General features: G+C 70.0%; 20 protein-coding genes and 1 pseudogene. 19 read left to right on the top strand and 2 right to left on the bottom strand.

Translation table 11 applies throughout. The annotated features are described in order from the left end of the window. Positions 1 to 227: 227 nt before the first annotated feature. Entirely contained in the window at positions 228 to 812 is a 585-nt protein-coding gene (locus ACZ4NB_RS20690; RefSeq protein WP_467663483.1) for a hypothetical protein, read from the top strand. Positions 813 to 857: 45 nt separating this feature from the next. Here the strand turns inward: ACZ4NB_RS20690 and ACZ4NB_RS20695 are convergent, their stop codons facing one another. After that, the gene (locus ACZ4NB_RS20695) at positions 858 to 1,151 is read right to left on the bottom strand and encodes a ferredoxin (protein ID WP_467663485.1); all 294 of its coding nucleotides are present in this window, start codon (positions 1,149 to 1,151) and stop codon (positions 858 to 860) included. 249 nt (positions 1,152 to 1,400) lie between these two features. Here ACZ4NB_RS20695 and arc point away from each other — a divergent pair, with 249 nt between their 5' ends. The 6 genes and pseudogenes from arc (at position 1,401) to prcA (ending at position 7,497) form a co-directional block, all read left to right on the top strand. Next, entirely contained in the window at positions 1,401 to 3,167 is a 1,767-nt protein-coding gene (arc, locus tag ACZ4NB_RS20700) for a proteasome ATPase (RefSeq protein WP_467663487.1), read from the top strand. A gap of 277 nt (positions 3,168 to 3,444) precedes the next feature. Further along, entirely contained in the window at positions 3,445 to 4,956 is a 1,512-nt protein-coding gene (dop, locus tag ACZ4NB_RS20705; RefSeq protein ID WP_467663489.1) for a depupylase/deamidase Dop, read from the top strand. 189 nt (positions 4,957 to 5,145) lie between these two features. Continuing rightward, the gene (locus tag ACZ4NB_RS20710) at positions 5,146 to 5,364 is read left to right on the top strand and encodes a ubiquitin-like protein Pup (protein WP_006607619.1); all 219 of its coding nucleotides are present in this window, start codon (positions 5,146 to 5,148) and stop codon (positions 5,362 to 5,364) included. A 202-nt stretch (positions 5,365 to 5,566) separates the two neighbouring features. Then, positions 5,567 to 5,773, top strand: a pseudogene (locus ACZ4NB_RS20715) (endonuclease domain-containing protein); the annotation flags it as partial. Next, entirely contained in the window at positions 5,725 to 6,570 is an 846-nt protein-coding gene (gene prcB / locus ACZ4NB_RS20720; RefSeq protein WP_467663491.1) for a proteasome subunit beta, read from the top strand. The pseudogene ACZ4NB_RS20715 and the gene prcB, both read left to right, overlap by 49 nt. A 66-nt stretch (positions 6,571 to 6,636) precedes the next feature. Continuing rightward, positions 6,637 to 7,497, top strand: coding sequence for a proteasome subunit alpha (gene prcA, locus ACZ4NB_RS20725; protein ID WP_467663493.1), 861 nt, complete (start codon positions 6,637 to 6,639; stop codon positions 7,495 to 7,497). 45 nt (positions 7,498 to 7,542) lie between these two features. Here the strand turns inward: prcA and ACZ4NB_RS20730 are convergent, their stop codons facing one another. Continuing rightward, a complete protein-coding gene (locus ACZ4NB_RS20730) occupies positions 7,543 to 8,652 on the bottom strand; it encodes a LacI family DNA-binding transcriptional regulator (RefSeq protein ID WP_467663495.1) in 1,110 nt (369 codons plus the stop codon). Positions 8,653 to 8,780: 128 nt separating this feature from the next. Between ACZ4NB_RS20730 and ACZ4NB_RS20735 the strand changes: the two genes are divergently transcribed. The 12 genes from ACZ4NB_RS20735 to ACZ4NB_RS20790 all read left to right on the top strand — a co-directional run bounded on the left by ACZ4NB_RS20735 (position 8,781) and on the right by ACZ4NB_RS20790 (position 20,709). Beyond that, positions 8,781 to 10,040 carry an MFS transporter gene (locus tag ACZ4NB_RS20735; protein ID WP_467663497.1) on the top strand — a complete coding sequence of 420 codons (1,260 nt, stop codon included), beginning with the start codon at positions 8,781 to 8,783 and terminating at the stop codon, positions 10,038 to 10,040. A gap of 9 nt (positions 10,041 to 10,049) precedes the next feature. After that, positions 10,050 to 11,411: a Pup--protein ligase gene (gene pafA, locus ACZ4NB_RS20740; protein ID WP_393488203.1), complete on the top strand. Its 1,362-nt coding sequence runs from the start codon at positions 10,050 to 10,052 to the stop codon at positions 11,409 to 11,411. A gap of 136 nt (positions 11,412 to 11,547) precedes the next feature. Beyond that, positions 11,548 to 12,537, top strand: coding sequence for an FKBP-type peptidyl-prolyl cis-trans isomerase (locus tag ACZ4NB_RS20745; RefSeq protein ID WP_467663499.1), 990 nt, complete (start codon positions 11,548 to 11,550; stop codon positions 12,535 to 12,537). Positions 12,538 to 12,605: 68 nt separating this feature from the next. Continuing rightward, a complete protein-coding gene (locus ACZ4NB_RS20750; protein WP_467663501.1) occupies positions 12,606 to 12,980 on the top strand; it encodes an FKBP-type peptidyl-prolyl cis-trans isomerase in 375 nt (124 codons plus the stop codon). A gap of 186 nt (positions 12,981 to 13,166) precedes the next feature. Beyond that, a complete protein-coding gene (locus tag ACZ4NB_RS20755; RefSeq protein WP_467663503.1) occupies positions 13,167 to 14,135 on the top strand; it encodes a helix-turn-helix transcriptional regulator in 969 nt (322 codons plus the stop codon). An 18-nt stretch (positions 14,136 to 14,153) separates the two neighbouring features. After that, positions 14,154 to 15,104 carry a helix-turn-helix transcriptional regulator gene (locus tag ACZ4NB_RS20760; RefSeq protein ID WP_393488196.1) on the top strand — a complete coding sequence of 317 codons (951 nt, stop codon included), beginning with the start codon at positions 14,154 to 14,156 and terminating at the stop codon, positions 15,102 to 15,104. Between the two features lie 84 nt (positions 15,105 to 15,188). Then, complete coding sequence (locus ACZ4NB_RS20765) at positions 15,189 to 15,434, top strand: hypothetical protein (protein ID WP_393488195.1); 246 nt, start codon at positions 15,189 to 15,191, stop codon at positions 15,432 to 15,434. Positions 15,435 to 15,450: 16 nt separating this feature from the next. Further along, positions 15,451 to 15,654: a hypothetical protein gene (locus ACZ4NB_RS20770; RefSeq protein WP_467663505.1), complete on the top strand. Its 204-nt coding sequence runs from the start codon at positions 15,451 to 15,453 to the stop codon at positions 15,652 to 15,654. Positions 15,655 to 15,906: 252 nt separating this feature from the next. Continuing rightward, positions 15,907 to 16,206 (top strand): Sec-independent protein translocase subunit TatA, encoded by a 300-nt coding sequence (gene tatA, locus ACZ4NB_RS20775; RefSeq protein ID WP_393488192.1) that lies wholly within the window; start codon positions 15,907 to 15,909, stop codon positions 16,204 to 16,206. A 65-nt stretch (positions 16,207 to 16,271) separates the two neighbouring features. Then, positions 16,272 to 17,237 carry a twin-arginine translocase subunit TatC gene (gene tatC, locus ACZ4NB_RS20780; protein ID WP_467663507.1) on the top strand — a complete coding sequence of 322 codons (966 nt, stop codon included), beginning with the start codon at positions 16,272 to 16,274 and terminating at the stop codon, positions 17,235 to 17,237. Between the two features lie 149 nt (positions 17,238 to 17,386). Then, positions 17,387 to 20,206: a DEAD/DEAH box helicase gene (locus ACZ4NB_RS20785; protein WP_467663509.1), complete on the top strand. Its 2,820-nt coding sequence runs from the start codon at positions 17,387 to 17,389 to the stop codon at positions 20,204 to 20,206. Positions 20,207 to 20,352: 146 nt separating this feature from the next. Continuing rightward, entirely contained in the window at positions 20,353 to 20,709 is a 357-nt protein-coding gene (locus ACZ4NB_RS20790; protein WP_467663511.1) for an L-rhamnose mutarotase, read from the top strand. Positions 20,710 to 20,728: the final 19 nt, after the last annotated feature.

The following is a 20,728-nucleotide window of genomic DNA, read 5'->3' on the forward strand; positions in this document are numbered from 1 at the left end:
AACCGCCGGCGGCGCCTCTGCGTTCACCGGCCAGGGGCCCACCGAACCCCTACGGGACGGCCCGCCCGGCGCCCTACGGGATGCCCCCGTGACGCCCACGTGAAGCCCCCCGGGCCGCCTCATGGGAAACCCGTAAAACTCCGGCCCAGCTGGTTCCTTGCCGCCCCCTCCTGTGGAACGATGCTGGGCACTCCCACCGGCACAGCACTTCACAGGAGTTACCCCGCGTGCAGCCCATGGCAGGCCAGGACCTCTTGCACACCCAGCCGCGCCCCATGCACTGGCTCGCCACCGCCACCGCCGTCTCGGCGGTCGTCGCGGCCGCCTCCCTCGTCCAGCCCCCGGATGCCACCGCCACGACCTCCCGCGACGCCCGGGCCGGCAAGGCCGCCGCGGCCGCCCCCGACCCGAGCCGGGTGAGCTTCCCCGTCGACTGCGGACCCGCCCGCCTCGACGTGGTGAAGAAGGCATCCGGCGACCTCGACGGCGACGGTACGACCGAGACCGTCGCGGTGGTCCGCTGCCACAGCGAGACCGGCACCCCGCCCAGCGGCGTCTTCGTCCTCGCCCAGCCCACCGACGCGAAGGCGGCGCCACGGGTCGTGGCGACCCTCCTGGCGCCCGCGCAGCGGCTCAGCGTCCAGACCCTCGCCCTCAAGGCCGGCGCGGTCTCCACGGAGCTCCTGGGCTACTCCGACCTCGACGTACCGCGCTGCTGCCCGGATGTGCACAAGAACGTCAAGTGGCAATGGCGGGGCGGGAAGTTCGTTGAGAGCGAACTCCCCGCCGCCATGGGTGCCCAGAGTGTCTGACCGGTCACCCGGTGTGCCCGAGGGGAGCGTTCCGCTCCCTGAGGGCTACTCCGCGTCCGGCCCGTAGACCTCGACGAGGTCGTCGACGCGGCGGACGTGGATGCAGTCCCCCGGGCACTCCTTCGCCGAGTCCCGCACGTCGGCGAGCAGCTTCAGCGGGACGGGCGTTGTGGCCCCCTTGTCCTGCAGCAGCTCGTCGTCGGCGCTCTTCACATAGGCCAGACCGTCGATATCGAGCTCGAAGACCTCTGGCGCGTACTGCGCACAGATGCCGTCTCCTGTGCACAGGTCCTGGTCGATCCAGACTTCCAGCTCCGGGGCTTCGTCCTGTGCGGTCATCTCGCCTGCCGTTCCTGCGTACGTGAACCGTTTTTGTCTAAGTGGCGCCAGCCCTGACGGGTGTTGACCGACTCGACGATACAACCGCTCGCTTTCCGATGTTGTTGGGTGGGTATTCCCTTGGCGTGAGGACGTGCGCAAGGGTGAAGATCGGACACACCCCGACAGTCTTTTCGATCTAGGGGTTTCAACCTGCACCGGCCCAGGTAGGGTCAGGAAGCGTCCAGCTCCTTGGAGGAGGTGAGGACCGTGGCAGCCCACGACGACGACATCAACCGCGGCATCCGGCCGGGGCGGGGGTCTGAAGATCCCGCCGGTCAGGTTGCCTATCTCGAGCAGGAGATCGCCGTCCTGCGACGCAAGCTCGCCGACTCTCCGCGTCACACGAGGATTCTCGAAGAGCGGATCGTCGAGCTGCAGACCAACCTGGCCGGCGTCTCGGCGCAGAACGAGCGTCTCGCCAATACTCTCCGCGAGGCCCGCGACCAGATCGTCGCCCTCAAGGAAGAGGTCGACCGGCTCGCGCAGCCGCCGGCCGGCTTCGGCGTCTTCCTGCAGGCGAACGAGGACGGCACGGTCGACATTTTCACCGGAGGCAGAAAACTCCGGGTCAATGTCAGCCCGAGCGTGGAGGCGGAGGACCTCCGGCGCGGGCAGGAGGTCATGCTCAACGAAGCGCTCAACGTGGTCGAGGCCATGGAGTACGAGAGCGCCGGGGACATCGTCACCCTCAAGGAGATCCTTGAGGACGGCGAGCGCGCCCTGGTCATCGGGCACACCGACGAGGAGCGGGTGGTGAGGCTCGCCGAGCCGCTGCTGGACATCACCATCCGCCCCGGCGACGCCCTGCTTCTCGAACCCCGCTCCGGCTACGTCTACGAGGTCATCCCCAAGAGCGAGGTCGAGGAACTGGTCCTCGAAGAGGTCCCGGACATCGACTACACCAAGATCGGCGGTCTGGGCGGCCAGATCGAGCTGATCCGGGACGCGGTCGAGCTCCCGTACCTCTACCCCGACCTGTTCAAGGAGCACGAACTCCGCCCGCCCAAGGGTGTCTTGCTCTACGGCCCGCCCGGCTGCGGCAAGACGCTCATCGCCAAGGCGGTCGCCAACTCCCTTGCCAAGAAGGTCGCCGAGGTGACCGGGCAGCCCGCGGGGAAGAGCTTCTTCCTCAACATCAAGGGCCCCGAGCTGCTCAACAAGTACGTCGGTGAGACGGAGCGGCACATCCGGCTGGTCTTCCAGCGCGCCAGGGAGAAGGCCAGCGAGGGCACCCCCGTCATCGTCTTCTTCGACGAGATGGACTCCCTCTTCCGCACCCGGGGGTCCGGAGTCAGCTCGGACGTGGAGAACACCATCGTCCCCCAGCTGCTCTCCGAGATCGACGGTGTCGAGGGCCTCGAAAACGTGATCGTGATCGGTGCCTCGAACCGCGAGGACATGATCGACCCGGCGATCCTGCGCCCCGGCCGCCTCGATGTGAAGATCAAGATCGAGCGCCCGGACGCGGAGGCCGCCAAGGACATCTTCTCGAAGTACCTCACGGAGAATCTCCCGCTGCACGCCGACGACCTCGCCGAACACGACGACTCGCGCAAGGCGGCGGTCAGCGGAATGATTCAGTCCGTCGTCGAGCAGATGTACGCGGAATCCGAGGAGAACCGCTTCCTGGAGGTCACCTACGCCAATGGTGACAAGGAAGTCCTCTATTTCAAGGACTTCAACTCCGGTGCGATGATCGAAAACATCGTAGGACGCGCAAAGAAGATGGCCATCAAGGCCTTCCTGGAGCACAACCAGAAGGGTCTACGGGTCTCCCACCTCCTCCAGGCATGCGTGGACGAGTTCAAGGAGAACGAGGACCTGCCCAACACCACCAACCCGGACGACTGGGCCCGGATCTCTGGAAAGAAGGGCGAGCGGATCGTATACATCCGCACGCTGGTCACCGGAAAGCAGGGCGCCGACACCGGCCGTTCCATCGACACGGTGGCGAATACCGGCCAATACCTGTAACACCGCTCTCCGGCTGCGGATGTCCTGCACGGGGCGTCCGCAGCCGGACGCATTTCCGGGAGCAGCGCGGACGCTCCCGATAAAGAGCGCGATGGACCAGGGAAAACCGGACTGGAGCAATGACTGTAATGATCTCCCCAGCGCCGCAAAGGCGTTCTAGGCTCTTCGGTACCGCTACGTCACGCTGTGCGGGCGTGGGGCACGCATACGGAACGCAGACTCAGCGGTACTTGAGCGCCGACCCCGTCCGGGGGCGCCGCCGGGCAAGGAGGGCCGCATGACCGTACGGCGAGTAATGGGAATCGAGACGGAGTACGGGATCTCCGTCCCCGGCCACCCGAACGCCAATGCCATGCTCACCTCATCCCAGGTAGTCAACGCCTACGCGGCCGCGATGCACCGGGCACGCCGTGCCCGCTGGGATTTCGAGGAGGAGAACCCGCTGCGGGACGCCCGCGGCTTCGACCTCGCACGCGAGAACGCCGACGCCAGCCAGCTCACCGACGAGGACATCGGCCTGGCCAATGTGATCCTCACGAACGGTGCCAGGCTCTACGTCGACCACGCACACCCCGAATACAGCGCTCCCGAGGTCACCAACCCGCGCGACGCCGTCCTGTGGGACAAGGCCGGCGAGCGGATCATGGCCGAGGCCGCCGAGCGGGCCGCCCAGGTGCCCGGCGCCCAGCCCATCCACCTCTACAAGAACAACACCGACAACAAGGGCGCCTCCTACGGCACGCACGAGAACTACCTGATGAAGCGGGAGACCCCCTTCTCGGACATCGTGCGGCATCTGACGCCGTTCTTCGTCTCCCGCCAGGTGGTCACGGGCGCCGGACGGGTCGGTATCGGCCAGGACGGCCACGAGCACGGCTTCCAGATCAGCCAGCGCGCCGACTACTTCGAGGTGGAGGTCGGCCTGGAGACGACCCTCAAGCGGCCCATCATCAACACCCGCGACGAACCGCACGCCGACGCGGAGAAGTACCGGCGGCTGCACGTGATCATCGGCGACGCCAACCTCTCCGAGATCTCGACGTACCTCAAGCTGGGCACCACCGCCCTGGTGCTGTCCATGATCGAGGACGGCTTCATCGCCGTCGACCTCGCCGTCGAGCAGCCCGTACGCACCCTGCACCAGGTCTCGCACGACCCCACCCTGCAACACCTGATCACCCTCCGCAGCGGCCGCACGCTCACCGCCGTACAGCTCCAGATGGAGTACTTCGAGCTGGCCCGCAAATACGTCGAGGACCGCTACGGCGCGGATGCGGACGAGCAGACCAAGGACGTCCTCACCCGGTGGGAGGACGTGCTCGGCCGGCTGGAGAACGACCCGATGAGCCTGTCCGGCGAGCTCGACTGGGTCGCCAAGCGCGAGCTGATGGAGGGCTACCGCCGCCGTGACGGCCTGGACTGGGACGCCGCCCGGCTCCACCTCATCGACCTGCAGTACGCCGACGTACGCCCCGAGAAGGGCCTGTACAACCGTCTGGCGGCCCGCGGGAAGATGAAGCGGCTCCTGGACGAGCCCGACGTCCAGCGCGCCCAGCAGAAGCCCCCAGAGGACACCAGGGCGTACTTCCGCGGCCGCTGCCTGGAGCAGTACGCGGACGATGTCGCCGCGGCCTCGTGGGATTCGGTCATTTTCGATCTGCCCGGCCGTGACTCCCTGCAACGGGTTCCCACGCTGGAGCCGCTGCGCGGGACCCGCAGGCATGTCAAGGAGCTCCTGGACCGCTGCCGAACCGCAGAGGAGCTGGTGAGGACGCTTTCCGGCCGCTGATATACGGCAGGTGCACGACAGAATTCGCGGCGATCCACAGCTGCTCCGCGGCTGAAATCGTCGCGATGCGGGAATCATCGAGGTGACTCCCGGGCGTTGCAAGAACTGCAGGGCCGATGTCGGACCCTGCTTGTAGGGTCGGATCTTGAAGGTCACATCGAGCGGGGCGAACCGAGCGGGGTGAGGGATATGGCGACCAAGGACAGCGGCGGCGGACAGGCCAAGGCCACGCGTTCCACGGAAGAGGTCGAGGAGCAGACACAGGACGCGCAGGCCTCGGAAGACCTCAAGGAGCGCCAGGAGAAGCTGAGCGACGACGTGGACTCCGTCCTGGACGAGATCGACGACGTGCTAGAGGAGAACGCCGAGGACTTTGTGCGCTCCTTCGTGCAAAAGGGCGGACAGTAGTCACCTATGTGAATGAGGGGGGCGAAGCGCCGAACCGGACGTGAGCGAGTGCCATGACTCGCTCCGTCCGTGGCGGGTCGCCATGGGCGTGACGGGTTCCAGAGGCGATGCCGGGAGCGCGGGGCCGGGTGTCAGGCCGCGCGTCACCGGCATCGCCCAGCCGGGCCCGGCGCGCTGAATCGCGGAGCGGCGCAGGATGTACGTGATCTGCCTGGATGCCGACCCCGTGCATGTGGTTCACGATCACGAGGCGGGTAAGGTCCGAGGCGTACTGTGCTTCAGTTGCAACGCAGCCTTGGGCCAATTCAAGGATCGGCCGGACGTCTTGAGGCGGGCGGCCGAGTATCTGGAAGGAATCGTGTGGAAGCCAACACTCGAAGCACCGGGCGTCTACCAGCTGCCTTCCTGACGCCTGGATCCTCGTCGTTCATGGACTTTCTCGGGGCGCACTCGCCCGAGCTGCTGCCGGGCAACCGCCCGTTGCCGCCGGTGCAGGGCGCCATCGAGGCACCGCACGGCACGACGATCGTGGCCGTGACGTTCTCCGGCGGCGTGGTGCTCGCCGGCGACCGGCGGGCCACGATGGGCAACGTCATCGCGCAGCGGGACATCGAGAAGGTCTTCCCGGCCGACGAGTACAGCGCGGTGGGCATCGCGGGCACGGCCGGCCTCGCGGTCGAGATGGTCAAGCTCTTCCAGCTGGAGCTGGAGCACTTCGAGAAGGTCGAAGGTGCCCAACTCTCCTTGGAGGGCAAGGCGAATCGTCTGTCGACGATGATTCGCAGCAATCTCGGGATGGCCATGCAGGGCCTGGCCGTGGTGCCGCTGTTCGCCGGTTTCGACCTCGACCGCGACAAGGGCCGGATCTTCTCGTACGACGTCACCGGTGGGCGTTCTGAGGAGCAGGGGTTCGCGGCGACGGGTTCCGGCTCGGTCTTCGCGCGCAGCGCTCTGAAGAAGCTCTTCCAGGAGGACTTCACGGAGCATCAGGCCGCCACCGCCGTCGTCCAGGCGCTGTACGACGCCGCCGACGACGACTCGGCGACCGGCGGACCGGACATGGCCCGGCGGATCTACCCGATCGTCACGGCCATCACCGACGAGGGCTTCAAGAAGCTCGCCGACTCCGAGGTCGCGGAGATCGCCCGTGCCGTTCACGAGCGCCGCCTCGACCAGCCCGACGGCCCGCGTGCCGCGCTGCTCTGACGGGACGGATGATCCGCTATGCATGCGCCACTGAACGAGCTCTTGACAGGAAGGGACGGATAGCCGGTGTCGACGCCGTTCTATGTCTCACCCCAGCAGGCCATGGCCGATCGCGCCGAGTACGCCCGCAAGGGCATCGCGCGCGGCCGCAGCGTCGTGGTGCTGCAGTACACCGACGGCGTGGTCTTCGTCGCCGAGAATCCCTCCCGGGCCCTGCACAAGGTCAGCGAGATCTATGACCGGATCGCCTTCGCGGCGGTCGGGAAGTACAACGAGTTCGAGAACCTGCGGATCGGCGGTGTGCGCTACGCCGATCTGCGGGGCTACACCTACGACCGCGAGGACGTCACCGCGCGCGGTCTCGCCAACGTCTACGCCCAGACGCTCGGCACGATCTTCTCCAGCGCCGCCGAGAAGCCCTACGAGGTCGAGCTGATCGTCGCCGAGGTCGGCAGCGCCCCCGAGGACGACCAGATCTACCGGCTGCCGCACGACGGCTCGATCGTCGACGAGCACGGCTCGGTGGCGGTCGGCGGCAACGCGGACCAGATCAGCAGCTACCTCGACCAGCGCCACCGCGACGGTATGACGCTGTCCGAGGCGCTGAAGCTGGCCGTGGAGTCGCTCTCGCGCGACACCAACGGCGGTGAGCGCACGCTGACCGCCGAGCAGCTGGAGGTCGCGACGCTGGACCGTACGCGGCCGCAGCAGCGCAAGTTCAAGCGGATCCTGGGCCGTCAGCTGTCCCGTCTGCTGGAGGAGAGCGGCGAGACGGCCGCCGAGGAGCCGGCGGCGGACGCCGACGCGGCGGCCGGCGAGTCCGGGGCCGCCGGGCAGGAGAGCGGCACCAAGGGCGCCAAGGGCAAGGGTGCCAAGGGCCAGGACGCGGCGGACAAGGACGGTCCCGAAGGGGAGCCGCTGCTCTGACGTACCGCTTCCGGGCCGGTTGCCCGGATCACGCGCCCCGGTGGGTCATTCCCCGCCGGGGCGCGCGGCGTTGTCGCCGCCGGCCGCCGCCGGGGCGGTGGAGCCGCGGGTGACCAGCTCCACCGGCAGGGTGGGCGCCGGTTCGGGGCGGCCGTCGAGCACGGCCATCAGGGCCCGCATTCCGGCCTCGCCGAACTCCTCGGCGGGCAGCCGTACGGTCGTCAGCTCCGGCTCGACGGCGACCGCGAGGACGAGATCGTCGAATCCGGTGACCGAGACGTCCTCGGGGACCCGCAGGCCGAGGCGCCGGACCGCCTTGCAGGCGCCCGCGGCGATGATGTCGTCGTCGCAGAGCAGGGCCGTGGGGCGGGGGCCCGGGCCGGTCAGGGCGGCCTGTGCGGCGCGCAGTCCGGCGTCGACGCTGAGGGCGGCAGGCTCGCGGCGCAGAGTCGCGCCGGGCACGCCGTCGAGGGCCTCGGAGACGGCGCGGGCGCGGACGTCGAAGGTCCAGGAGTCCACCGCGGCCGCGAGGTGGGTGATGCGGCGGTGGCCGAGGGCGAGCAGATGGCCGGTCAACTGCCGTACGCCGTCGGCGATATCGAGGTTGACGGTGGCCGAGGCCCGGTCGTCGCCGGGGTCGCTGTCGAGCATGACCAGCGGCAGGTCGGCGGTGCGTAGGGCGGTGAGCGCCTCGGCGGCCATGGAGGAGGCGAGCACGCCGTCGAGGGTGGCCGCGGCGGAGTCGAAGGGGTCGCGCGCGGGGCCCACGCCCTCGGGTGAGGGGTACAGGACGACGCCGAAGCCGTGGTCGGCGGCGATCCGGGCCGCGCCGGTGTAGACCCGGGCGAAGAACTCCGTGGTCAGGGCGGGGACGACGAGGAGGACCGTACGGGTGCGGCCCATGCGCAGGCTGCGGGCGGCGAGGTTGGGGCGGTAGCCCAGCTCACGGGCCGCGGCGCGGACCGCCTCGGCCTTGCCGGGGGAGACCCGGCCCTGCCACTTGTCGCCGAGCACGAGGGAGACCGCGGCCTGCGAGACCCCGGCGGCGCGGGCCACGTCCCGGCTGGTGGCCGGGCGGGCAGGGCGCGCGGCGCCGGCCGCTCCAGTGGAGCCGGTGCTGGTACCGGGGGGCGTCCTGCCCTCGTCGCTGGTCACCGGGTGTTTCGCTCCTCGCTTCGGCCGTCGCGGGGTGGACCGCGGGTTGTCGCCATGGTACGTATAACGACGCAGGTTATACGTAACACTTTCAAGCGTTCGGTGGATCCGGACGGAAAGGGGCGGTGATGGCCGCGGGATATGCGGAGCTGCTCAGGACCCGTTATGCGGTCCGGCTGCTGGCGGGAACCCTGGTCGGCAGGCTGCCGAACGCCACCGCCGCGCTGGCGGTGCTGCTGTTCGTGCGCGCCGAGGGCGGCGGCTACGCCCTGGCCGGGGCGCTCTCCGCGGTCTACGGGGTGTGCACCGCCATCGGCCAGCCGCTGCTCGGCCGGGCCGTGGACGTCTACGGCCAGCCCCGGGTGATGCTGCCCGCCGCGGTGCTCTCCGCCCTCGGAATGGCGCTGCTGGCGGTCGTCGGCCTGGAGGTGCTGTGGCTGTCCTATGCCGCCATGGTGATCGCCGGTGTCTTCACCCCGCCCCTGGAGGGCGGTCTGCGGGCGCTGTGGCCGGGGGTGCTGCGGCGCCCGGACCAGGTGCACGCCGCGTACGCGCTGGACGCGGTGGCGCAGGAAGTCATGTTCGCGGTCGGGCCGTTGCTGGTGACGCTGTGTGTGGCGGTCTGGTCGGAGGGGGCCGCGCTCCTGGTCATCAACGCGGTCGGGGTGCTCGGCGCGCTCTCCGTCGTGGTCTCCGAGCCGTCCCGGCGGTGGCGCAGCGCGCCGCGGGAGGCGCACTGGCTGGGGGCCCTGCGCTCGGCCGGGATGCTGGTGCTGATCGGGGCGTTCCTCTTCGTGGGGCTGGCGCTGGGGTCGATAGCGGTGGCGGCGGTGGCGTACGCCGATGAGCACGGCGGCGGGATGGTCTCCAGCTGGCTGCTCTCCGCGCTGGGCGTGGGGGCGCTCGCCGGTGGCATCGTCTACGGCGCGCGGCAGTGGCCGGGGCGGCCGGAGGGGCGGCTGCGGCTGCTCGTCGCGCTGCTGGCGCTGGGGTATCTGCCGCTGGCGCTGGTGCCCGGTGTGGTCGGGATGACGGCCCTGACGGGTGTGGCCGGGGTGTTTCTGGCGCCGGCGCTGGCCTGCGCGTTCGTGGTCGTGGACCGGCATGCGCCCAAGGGGACGGTGACGGAGGCGTTTTCGTGGCTGGTGACGACGTTCGGCGTCGGCTCGGCCGTGGGCGCTTCGGCGGCCGGCCCGGCGGTGGAGGCCGGCGGCGCGGCGGCGGGATTCGCGGTGGCCGGCGCGGGGGGCCTTGCCGCGCTGCTCGTCCTTTTGTCGACGAAGCGATTCCTCGGAGAGCCCGAGCGGCGTACGGCGGAGGCGGCCCCGGCGGAAAATGATCGAAACGGGGCTGTCGAACCCGGTTTCAGAGCAGGCCGTCAGGCGTAATGTTCAGTCATGGACCGCCGCATTTTCGGGCTGGAGAACGAGTACGGCGTCACGTGCACGTTCAGGGGACAGCGCCGACTGTCGCCTGACGAAGTGGCGCGGTACCTCTTCCGCCGTGTCGTGTCATGGGGCCGCAGCAGCAATGTCTTCCTGCGGAACGGCGCCCGCCTGTACTTGGACGTGGGTTCGCACCCGGAATACGCAACTCCCGAGTGCGACAACGTGACCGAGCTGGTCACCCACGACAAGGCCGGCGAGCGCATTCTCGAGGGTCTGCTCGTCGATGCCGAGCGCCGCCTGCATGAGGAGGGAATCGCGGGCGACGTCTACCTCTTCAAGAACAACACCGATTCGGCGGGAAACTCCTACGGCTGCCACGAGAATTACCTCGTCGCCCGCCATGGCGAGTTCTCCCGGCTCGCGGACATCCTCATTCCGTTCCTCGTCACGCGTCAGCTGCTGTGCGGCGCGGGCAAGGTGCTGCAGACTCCGCGGGGCGCCGTCTACTGCGTCAGCCAGCGCGCGGAGCACATCTGGGAGGGCGTCTCTTCGGCGACCACCCGCTCCCGTCCGATCATCAACACCCGGGACGAGCCGCATGCGGACGCCGAGCGCTACCGCCGGCTGCATGTCATCGTCGGCGACTCCAACATGTCCGAGACGACGATGATGCTCAAGGTGGGCGCCACCGACCTCGTCCTGCGCATGATCGAGGCGGGCACGGTCATGCGCGATCTGACGCTGGAGAACCCGATCCGGGCCATCCGCGAGGTCAGCCACGACATCACCGGCCAGCGCAAGGTGCGACTGGCCAGCGGGCGCGAGGCGTCGGCGCTCGAAGTCCAGCAGGAGTACTACGAAAAGGCCGTGGATTTCTGCGACCGCCGCGGAATCCGCACGGGCCTGGTCGAGCGGGTGCTGGAGCTGTGGGGCCGGACGCTGGAGGCGATCCGGGACGAGGATCTCGACCGCATCTCCACCGAGATCGACTGGGTGATGAAACATCATCTGATCGAGCGCTATCGCACAAAGAACAACATCACCATGTCCCATCCGCGCGTGGCGCAGATAGACCTCGCGTATCACGACATTCACCGTCGCCGGGGGCTTTACTACCTCCTGGAGCGGAAGGGCCAAGCGGCGCGGATCTGCAATGACTTGAAGATCTTCGAGGGCAAGTCGGTGCCGCCGCAGACGACTCGGGCCCGGCTGCGCGGTGACTTCATTCGCCGGGCCCAGGAGCAGCGGCGCGATTTCACCGTCGACTGGGTGCACCTCAAGCTCAATGATCAGGCGCAGCGCACGGTCCTGTGCAAGGACCCGTTCCGTTCGGTGGACGACCGGGTGGAGAAGCTGATCGCCGGGATGTGACCCGCGGGGAAATGGGCGGTGTGCCGGGAGCGGGCAGCTCCCGGCACACCGCTGTGTGTGCCGGGGGAGGTCCACGGGGACAGGTCGTAGAGTGGCTGGCATTGCCCACCTTCCCCACAAGCCCCGAGATGGACACATGAACCTCACGAAGAACACCTGTCGCGCCGCTGCGGCTGCGCTGACCGTGCCCCTCCTGCTGTTCACCGCCGCCTGCGGGTCCGACGACGGCAAGGGCTCGTCCGGCGCTGCCGTCGTCAAGGTCGAGGGCAAGGCGGGGGCGCAGCCCGAGATCACCGTGCCGAAGGGCGCCAAGCCGTCCGACACGGCCGTCACCAAGACCCTGATCAAGGGGGACGGCGCGGTCGTCAAGAAGGGCGACCTGGTCCGGCTGGACTTCTCCGCGGAGACCATGAAGGGCCAGAAGCTCGGCAGCACCTGGACGCCGCAGCCCGGCAGCAAGAAGGGCGGGCCGCGCACCCAGGTCGTCAGCGAGGTCACCGACCAGATGACCCAGCAGATGCTGCCGCCGAAGGTGCTGACCGCGGTCGCCGGGCAGAAGATCGGCAGCCGCTTCGAGGTCGAGGGCACCGCCAAGGCGCTGATCGGGGAGGGCCTCAACCCCCAGTCCGGCATCAAGCCGGGGGACGGCCTGGTGTGGGTCGTCGATGTCGTCGGCGCCCAGAAGGTCGACAAGAAGGCGCAGTCCGAGGGCAGCCAGGAGTCGCCGGAGAGCGGGATGCCGGAGGTGAAGGCGCCCGACGGCAAGGCCGCGGTGATCACCGTCCCCAAGGGGGAGAAGGCCCCCAAGGACCTCAAGGAGCAGGTCCTGATCAAGGGCAAGGGCCGCGAGGTGAAGGCCGGCGACGGGCTGATCGCGCAGTACACCGGTGTGAAGTGGGAGGACGGCAAGAAGTTCGACTCGTCCTGGGACCACGGTGGCGCGACCGCGTTCCAGATCGGCACCGGGCAGGTCGTCCAGGGCTGGGACAAGGCCCTGGTCGGCAAGCACGTCGGTGACCGGGTGGAGATCGTGATCCCGCCGAAGCTGGGTTACGGCGCGAGCCCGCAGCACGAGCTGGCCAAGAACACCCTGGTCTTCTCGGTCGACATCGTCGGCACGGTCTGATCGCGCCCTCTGCAAGATCTGCGAGACTGGCTCGGTAATCGTAAAGATTCGTAAGTAGGAGCACATCCGTGAACATCGACAAGCCCGAGATCGACTTCCCCGAGGGCCCGGCTCCCACCGACCTGGAGATCGTGGACCTGTGGGAGGGTGACGGGGCGGTCGCCAAGGCCGGGGACTTCGTCCAGGTCCACTACGTCGGCGTCGCCTTCAGCTCGGGCGAGGAGTTCGACGCGAGCTGGAACCGCGGCAAGCCGCTGGAGTTCCAGCTGGGCGCCGGCCAGGTCATCGCCGGCTGGGACCAGGGCGTGCAGGGCATGAAGGTCGGCGGCCGCCGCCGACTGACCATCCCCGCGCACCTCGCCTACGGCGACCGCGGCGCCGGCGGCGGCCGCATCGCCCCGGGCGAGACGCTGATCTTCGTCTGCGACCTGGTCGCCGTCTGAGACCGCCGGTCCCGTCCCGGGCCGCGTGCCCGTGAGGCATCCGAGGGCCCGTGCCACCCCTGGCACGGGCCCGGACGAGTAGGCCCCCGCTCCCTTCTGGCAGCGGGGGCCTACTCGTCCGGCTTTTACCTGGACCACCCCGAGCGGTACGGTCAACGATCGGGAGTTCAACGAGAAAGGGCGTCGATGGCCATTGCCAAGGCCGAGCGGCTGATGAACCTGGCGCTGTGCCTGCTGGGGACGCGACGCCCGCTGACCAAGCGCGAGCTCAGATCGTCCATCGAGGCATACATCGAGGCGAGCGGCGACGACTCCTTCAACCGCATGTTCGAGCGGGACAAGGACGATCTGCGGGAGCTCGGTCTGGTCATCGAGACCGTCGAGGGCATCGAGGGCGACATCGGCTACCTCGCCCGCCGCGACAGCAACCGCCTCCCCCCGATCACCCTGGACGCCGAGGAGGCCGCCGCCCTCGGGCTCGCCGCCAAGATCTGGCAGCAGGCCCGGCTGGCCGGCGCCGCCAGCGGCGCGCTGCAGAAGCTGCGGGCGGCCGGGATGCCGCTGGCCGGCGACGGTGAGGACTACGACGCCGGGCAGCCGCACAGCGCCCTGGAACCCCGTATCCCCGCCCACGAGGCCGCCTTCGAGCCGCTGATGCTCGCCTGCCGCGACCGCCGTCCGGTCGTCTTCGACTACCGCAAGTCCACCGCCGCCCACCCCGAGCAGCGCCAGGTCGAACCGTGGATCCTGGAGTGCTGGCGCGGTCACTGGTACCTCGCCGGCTGGGACCGCGACCGCAAGGCCGAGCGGGTCTTCCGGCTCTCCCGGATCACCGGCAAGGTCCGTTCGCGGCAAGGGAAGTTCACCGCTCCGGTGCCCGATCACGTCACGGTCCGCGAGACCGTGGAGAGCTGGGCCGGGGAGACCGCCACCGGCACCGCCAGGATCAGGCTCCGCGCCGAGCACGGCTATCCGCTGCGGGCCCGCGCCCTGGCCGTCCGCGACCTGGGCGACGGCTGGCAGGAGCTGGAGATCCCCAACGGCCATGGACTCGACGCCTGGCTCGTGGAGTTCGGGCCGGACGTGGTCGTGCTGGAACCCGCCGAGCTGCGCGCCGAGGTCATCGACCGGCTGCGCGCCGTGGCCAAGGGCTGAGAGGGACGAGACGACTCCATGGCTACGAACGCGATCGACCAGACCCGCCGGATGCTGTCGCTGGTGACGTATCTGCGCGAGCGCCCCGGCGCCCGCGTCGGCGACGTCGCCCGCGCCTTCGGCATCACCGAGGACGAGCTGATCGCCGACCTCGACGTGCTGCCGATGTGCGGTACGAGCTTCCGCGGCGGCGACCTGCTGGACATCGACACCGACGGCGACCGCATCTGGTGGCACAACCCCGACGACGTCGCCGAGCCGCTGCGGCTGGCCGCCGACGAGGCGACCGCCCTGCTGGTCGCGGCCCGCGCGGTGGCGACCCTGCCCGGACTGCGCGAGGGCGACCGGCAGGCGCTGCTGCGCGCCACCGCCAAGCTGGAGGCGGCGGCCGGCGAGGCGGCCGGCGCCAGCTCCCGGCTCTCGGTGACCTTCGAGTCCGAGGGCGGGGTCTTCGCCGACGTGGACCGCGCCATCGCCGAGCGGCGCCGGCTGTGGCTGCGCTACTACTCCCCGGCTCGCGACGAGCTGACCGAGCGCGAGGTGGACCCGATCCGGCTCTTCGCGGTCGGCCACACGTACATGGAGGCGTGGTGCCGGCTCTCCGAGGCCCGGCGCACCTTCCGGCTCGACCGGGTCGCCGAGATCAAGCTGCTCGACGCGCCGGCCGATCCGCCGCCGGTCGAACTGCGCGACCTCTCGGAGGGCCTGGTGCAGCCGGCCGCCGAGGACCCCGAGGTGTCCATCGAGGTCGGCCCCGGCGGCCGCTGGGTCGCCGAGTACTACCCGCACGACAGCGCCGAGGAGCTCCCTGACGGCGGGCTGCGCATCACCCTGCGCACCCCCGACCCGGCCTCGCTGCGGCGGCTGGCGCTGCGGCTGGGCCGGGACGGCCGGATCGTGGCGCCGCAGGCGCTCGCGGACAGCGCGCGGCGCGCGGCGGACCAGGCCCTCGCGGCGTACGGCGAGTGAGCGCGCGGCGCGCCGGTATCGCCCGGGGCGCCAGGCTCACCGCGGACGGCGTGCACGGCAGGGAGAAGGAGGAGGCAGCGAAGGATGACGACCATGATGGCGGGCGCGACCGCTCCGGTGCTCTTCAAGGCGGCCTGCCCGGACTGCCGGGGCCGCTTCGAGCTGGCCTCGGACGCCTTCCGGCTGGCGATCGGCGCCAGCAGCCGCACCACCTTCTACTCCTTCACCTGCCCCGACTGCGGCCGGGCGGTACGCAAACCGGCCGGCGAGCGGATCGTGGAGCTGCTCACCGACGGCGGGGTGCGCACGCTGCGGCTGCACATCGGCTGACCGATAGGCTCGCTCCATGCTCTGGCCCATGATCGCTATCGCCCTCGGCTTCGCCGGGATCGCCGTGCTCGGCGTCCTCGCCGTCCGCGTCTTCGTCGAGGTGCGGCGGCTGGCCCGCCAGGTCGGTGCGACATCGGAGCGGATCCAGCGGGCGGCCCAGGACCTGGAGCGGGCCGCCACCCCGCTCGCGTCCCGGATGCACGAGACCGGCCGGGACTGATCGCCGGGCGCCCTGTGCGCCGGTCGGCGGCCGGGACGTCGCCGCGGGCGTCGGCGCTCTGCTGCCGGACGGGGGTGGAGAGGTAGGCTGATCCGCGGTTCAGACAGCGCGGCGGTCGGGGCAATCGGGAGTATGCAAGGGGATTGCCCGGCGTTCACCACCGAACGTTACGATCGATGCAGCACCAGCACGCCAGTCCGACCCATCGGCAGGCAACCAGCAGACGCCGCCCCGGCGAGAAGGTAGTCGCACATGCTCAGCAACCTGAGGGCCCCCGAGATCATTCTGATCCTCGTTGTCATTGTGCTGCTGTTCGGCGCGAAGAAGCTGCCGGACATGGCGCGTTCGCTCGGCAAGTCCGCTCGTATCCTCAAGAGCGAGGCCAAGGCGATGAAGAAGGACGGCGAGGCGGAGGGCGGTGCCACCACCGGTACGACGTCCGAGGCTTCCTCCGAGGCCGCCCAGTCGGCCCCTCGTACGATCCAGGCGGCTCCCGGTGATGTGAGCAGCTCGCGCCCCGTGGCCGAGCCGAACACCACCAAGCAGAGCTGACCGAACCGATCCAGTCGCTCCGGCCCGGGGCCGGTCACGGCTGATGCACGAGACGAGGAAGTGGGTTGCTCAAGTCTGCCCGCAAGCAGGAGAAGGACCCCGAGGGGCGGATGCCGCTCGCGGCGCACCTGCGTGAGCTGCGTAACAGGCTGCTGAAGTCGGTGCTGGCGATGGGTGTGGTCACCGCCGTTGCGATGTGGCAGTACGAGTGGATCGCTCACTTCATCACGGGCCCGGTGATCGACACGGTGGGCTGCCCCAAGGGCACCACGGCGGCCGCGCCGCGGGACCATCCCTGCGTCGTGGTCACCGCGAACGGTCTGCTGGCACCGTTCACGATCATGCTCAAGCTCTCCCTCACCACGGGCGTGGTCATCGCCAGCCCGGTGTGGCTCTACCAGCTCTGGGCCTTCCTCGCCCCGGGTCTGCACCGGCACGAGAAGAAGTACGCGCTGAGCTTCGTCGCCGCCGGTGTGCCGCTGTTCCTCGGTGGTGCCTACCTGGCCTACGCGGTGCTGCCCACCACCGCGGGTGCGCTGGTCGGGCTGACGCCCAGCGACTGGGCCAACCAGTTTCCGGCCGACGAGTTCTTCGACATCGTCACGCGTATGGTGCTGGTCTTCGGCCTCGCCTTCGAACTGCCGCTGGTGCTGATACTGCTCAACTTCGGCGGGGTGCTCACCGGCCGCCGGATCATGAGCTGGTGGCGGTTCATGGTGCTGGGCATCACGATCTTCGCGGCGCTGGCCACGCCGACCGGTGACCCGCTCACCATGGGGCTGCTGGCCGCTCCGATCGTGGTGCTGTACTTCGGCGCCGTCGGCATCTGCCTGTTCAACGACCGCCGCCGCAGGCTGGGCAACCCGGACGCGGGGCTGAGCGACGACGAGGCATCCGAGCTGGACCTGACGCCGGAGCGGGTCGGCGGGATCGAGCCGGTGTCGTCCGGGCGGATGCTCCCCGAGCAGGCGAGCGGGGACGCGGGCGACGGCGACGCACCGCGCCGCGGCGGCTACGACGACGTGACGTAGCGGTTCACGACGTGCCGTGACGGCCCCGTGCTCGACGAGCCGGGGTCGTCGCGCTGTGCGGGGCCGGGCCGGGCCGGACGCCCGCTCGGTAAAGGCCGCCCATAAAGATCGGGTCGTTGTCAGAGGTGGCCGGTAGTCTCGTAAGCACGATGACCGAGGACATGTCCCCTGCTGAGCGCTATGCCGCCGCCAAGCTCCGGGCGGCCGAGCAGGCCACCGCACTCGCCCCGTTCCGAGAGATGTACGACTTCGATCTGGATCCGTTCCAGGTCGAGGCATGCCAGGCCCTGGAGGCCGGCAAAGGTGTGCTCGTCGCGGCCCCCACCGGGTCCGGCAAGACGATCGTCGGCGAATTCGCCGTCCATCTGGCCCTGGAGCAGGGCCGCAAATGCTTCTACACCACGCCGATCAAGGCGCTGTCCAACCAGAAGTTCCAGGATCTGGTCAAGCGTTACGGCGCGGACAAGGTCGGTCTGCTGACCGGCGACAACAGCGTCAACTCCGAGGCGCCGGTGATCGTGATGACCACCGAAGTGCTGCGGAACATGCTGTACTCCGGCTCCCAGTCGCTGGTCGGCCTCGGCTATGTGGTCATGGACGAGGTGCACTACCTCTCCGACCGCTTCCGCGGCGCCGTATGGGAAGAGGTGATCATCCATCTCCCGGATTCGGTGACGCTGGTGTCACTGTCGGCGACGGTCTCCAACGCCGAGGAGTTCGGCGACTGGCTGGACACGGTCCGCGGCGACACCGCCGTGATCGTCTCCGAGCACCGCCCGGTGCCGCTGTGGCAGCACGTCTTGGCGGGCCGTCGGATCTACGACCTGTTCGAGGAACGGGACGGCCGCAGCGGCGGCGGCCGCCGCGAGGTCAACCCCGACCTGGAGCGGCTGGCGCGGATGGAGAACAGCCGGCCGACCTTCGGCCGGGACAAGCGCCGGGGCCGCAATCTGCGCGAGGCGGACCGCGAGCGGGAGCGGCGCCAGCGCGCCCGGATCTGGACGCCGAGCCGGCCCGAGGTCATCGACCGCCTGGACAACGAGGGTCTGCTGCCCGCGATCACGTTCATCTTCAGCCGGGCCGGCTGTGAGGCCGCCGTCCAGCAGTGCCTCTATTCGGGCCTGCGGCTCAACGACCAGGAGGGCCGTGAGGAGGTCCGCCGCATAGTGGAGGCGCGGACGGCCGGGATCCCGGACACCGATCTCCATGTGCTGGGCTACTACGAGTGGTTGGAGGGCCTGGAGCGGGGCATCGCCGCGCACCACGCCGGCATGCTGCCGACCTTCAAGGAGGTCGTCGAGGAGCTGTTCGTCAAGGGCCTGGTCAAGGCCGTCTTCGCCACCGAGACGCTGGCCCTGGGCATCAACATGCCCGCGCGGTCGGTGGTGTTGGAGAAGCTGGTGAAGTGGAACGGCGAGCAGCACGCCGACATCACCCCCGGCGAGTACACCCAGCTGACCGGCCGGGCCGGGCGCCGCGGTATCGACGTCGAGGGCCATGCGGTGGTGCTGTGGCAGCGGGGGATGAATCCCGGTGCGCTGGCCGGCCTCGCCGGCACGCGTACGTATCCGCTGCGCTCCTCCTTCAAGCCGTCGTACAACATGGCGGTCAACCTCGTCTCCCAGTTCGGCCGGCACCGCTCGCGGGAGCTGCTGGAGATGTCCTTCGCGCAGTTCCAGGCCGACAAGTCGGTGGTCGGGATATCGCGCCAGGTGCAGAAGAACGAGGAGGGGCTGGCGGGCTACCGCGGCTCGATGACCTGCCATCTCGGCGACTTCGAGGAGTACTCCCGGCTGCGGCGGGAGCTGAAGGACCGCGAGACGGAGCTGGCCAAGCAGGGCGCGGCGCAGCGCCGGGTGGCGGCCGCGGCCGCACTGGAGAAGCTCAAGCCCGGCGATGTCATCCATGTGCCCACCGGAAAGTACGCGGGCCTGGCGCTGGTCCTGGACCCCGGCATGCCCTCGGGGCGGACGAACGGCCACCGCGGCTACGACGCCCAGGACGGCCCCCGGCCGCTGGTGCTGACCGCCGAGCGGCAGGTCAAGCGGCTGGCCTCGATGGACTTCCCGGTGCCGGTCGAGGCGCTGGACCGGATGCGGATCCCCAAGTCGTTCAACGCCCGCAGTCCGCAGTCGCGCCGCGATCTGGCGTCCGCGCTGCGGACGAAGGCGGGCCATATCGTGCCCTCGCGGCATCGCCGGGCCCGTTCGGAGGCGGCCGACGACCGCGAGATCGCCCGGCTCCGTACGGCCCTGCGCGCGCACCCCTGCCATGGCTGCGACGAGCGCGAGGACCACGCCCGCTGGGCGGAGCGCTACCACCGTCTGCTGCGCGACACCCGCCAGTTGGAGCGCCGGATCGAGGGCCGGACGAACACCATCGCCCGTACCTTCGACCGGATCTGCGCGCTGCTGACCGAGCTGGACTACCTCGAAGGCGACACGGTCACCGACGAGGGACGACGGCTGGCCCGGCTCTACGGCGAGCTGGATCTGCTGGCGAGCGAGTGCCTGCGTGAGGGGGTCTGGGAGGGACTGGGCCCGGCGGAGCTGGCGGCCTGCGCCTCGGCGCTGGTGTACGAGGCGCGCCAGGCGGACGACGCGGCGGCCCCCAAGCTGCCGTCCGGCAAGGCCCGGGACGCCCTGGGCGAGATGGTCCGCATCTGGGGCCGGCTGGACGCCCTGGAGGAGGACCACAAGATCAGCCAGGCGGAGGGCGTCGGCCAGCGCGAGCCGGACCTCGGCTTCGCCTGGGCGGCGTACCGCTGGACGTCCGGCTTCGAGCTCGACGAGGTGCTCCGCGAGGCCGAGATGCCGGCCGGCGACTTCGTCCGCTGGTGCAAGCAGCTGGTCGACGTCCTCGGCCAGATAGCGGCGGCCGCCCCGCCCGAGGGCTCGGTGGCGCGGACGGCCCGCCGGGCGATGGACGGTGTGCTGCGGGGCGTGGTGGCGTACTCGTCCGTGGGCTGACCGGCAGGCCCCGGCACCGCGGCGGCGCCGCGTCCCCGTACGGCGGGGGCGCGGCGCCGACCGCGTTCACGGGAGGCGGGGTTCGGGGGCGGGCATCGGCAGGCCAACGGGTGCCGCGGGCGCGGCGGTTGGGGCAGGATGCGCCCATGACTGCGACGAGCGGTGGGGATCAGGCCCCGGTGCGGCGCTTCGGAAAGCTCATCAGGCTGCGGCCGGAGCACCGCGAGGAGTATCTGCGGCTGCACGCGGAGGTCTGGCCGGAGGTGCTGGCGACGATCACCGCCTGCCATCTCCGCAACTACTCGATCTTCCTTGAGGGAGAGACGCTGTTCTCGTACTTCGAGTACACGGGTGAGGACTACGAGGCGGACATGGCCAAGATGGCCGCCGACCCCGTGACCCGGCGGTGGTGGCGGCTGACCGACCCCTGCCAGGAGCAGACGGACGGCGCGGTGCCGGGGGAGTGGTGGACACCGATGCGGGAGGTCTTCCACCACGACTAGGGCCGGTCCGATGGGGCAG

This window comes from Streptomyces sp. NPDC026575 (genome assembly GCF_055567415.1).

What these genes read in the sequence shown, in the direction of transcription:
- dop (WP_467663489.1), top strand. Translation starts at nt 3,445, where the DNA reads ATGACCGTACGGCGAGTAATGGGAATCGAGACGGAGTACGGGATCTCC.
- ACZ4NB_RS20765 (WP_393488195.1), top strand. Translation starts at nt 15,189, where the DNA reads ATGACGACCATGATGGCGGGCGCGACCGCTCCGGTGCTCTTCAAGGCG.
- ACZ4NB_RS20745 (WP_467663499.1), top strand. Translation starts at nt 11,548, where the DNA reads ATGAACCTCACGAAGAACACCTGTCGCGCCGCTGCGGCTGCGCTGACC.
- ACZ4NB_RS20770 (WP_467663505.1), top strand. Translation starts at nt 15,451, where the DNA reads ATGCTCTGGCCCATGATCGCTATCGCCCTCGGCTTCGCCGGGATCGCC.
- ACZ4NB_RS20760 (WP_393488196.1), top strand. Translation starts at nt 14,154, where the DNA reads ATGGCTACGAACGCGATCGACCAGACCCGCCGGATGCTGTCGCTGGTG.
- ACZ4NB_RS20755 (WP_467663503.1), top strand. Translation starts at nt 13,167, where the DNA reads ATGGCCATTGCCAAGGCCGAGCGGCTGATGAACCTGGCGCTGTGCCTG.
- ACZ4NB_RS20790 (WP_467663511.1), top strand. Translation starts at nt 20,353, where the DNA reads ATGACTGCGACGAGCGGTGGGGATCAGGCCCCGGTGCGGCGCTTCGGA.
- ACZ4NB_RS20735 (WP_467663497.1), top strand. Translation starts at nt 8,781, where the DNA reads ATGGCCGCGGGATATGCGGAGCTGCTCAGGACCCGTTATGCGGTCCGG.
- ACZ4NB_RS20695 (WP_467663485.1), bottom strand. Translation starts at nt 1,151, where the DNA reads ATGACCGCACAGGACGAAGCCCCGGAGCTGGAAGTCTGGATCGACCAG.
- ACZ4NB_RS20710 (WP_006607619.1), top strand. Translation starts at nt 5,146, where the DNA reads ATGGCGACCAAGGACAGCGGCGGCGGACAGGCCAAGGCCACGCGTTCC.
- tatA (WP_393488192.1), top strand. Translation starts at nt 15,907, where the DNA reads ATGCTCAGCAACCTGAGGGCCCCCGAGATCATTCTGATCCTCGTTGTC.
- pafA (WP_393488203.1), top strand. Translation starts at nt 10,050, where the DNA reads ATGGACCGCCGCATTTTCGGGCTGGAGAACGAGTACGGCGTCACGTGC.
- ACZ4NB_RS20785 (WP_467663509.1), top strand. Translation starts at nt 17,387, where the DNA reads ATGACCGAGGACATGTCCCCTGCTGAGCGCTATGCCGCCGCCAAGCTC.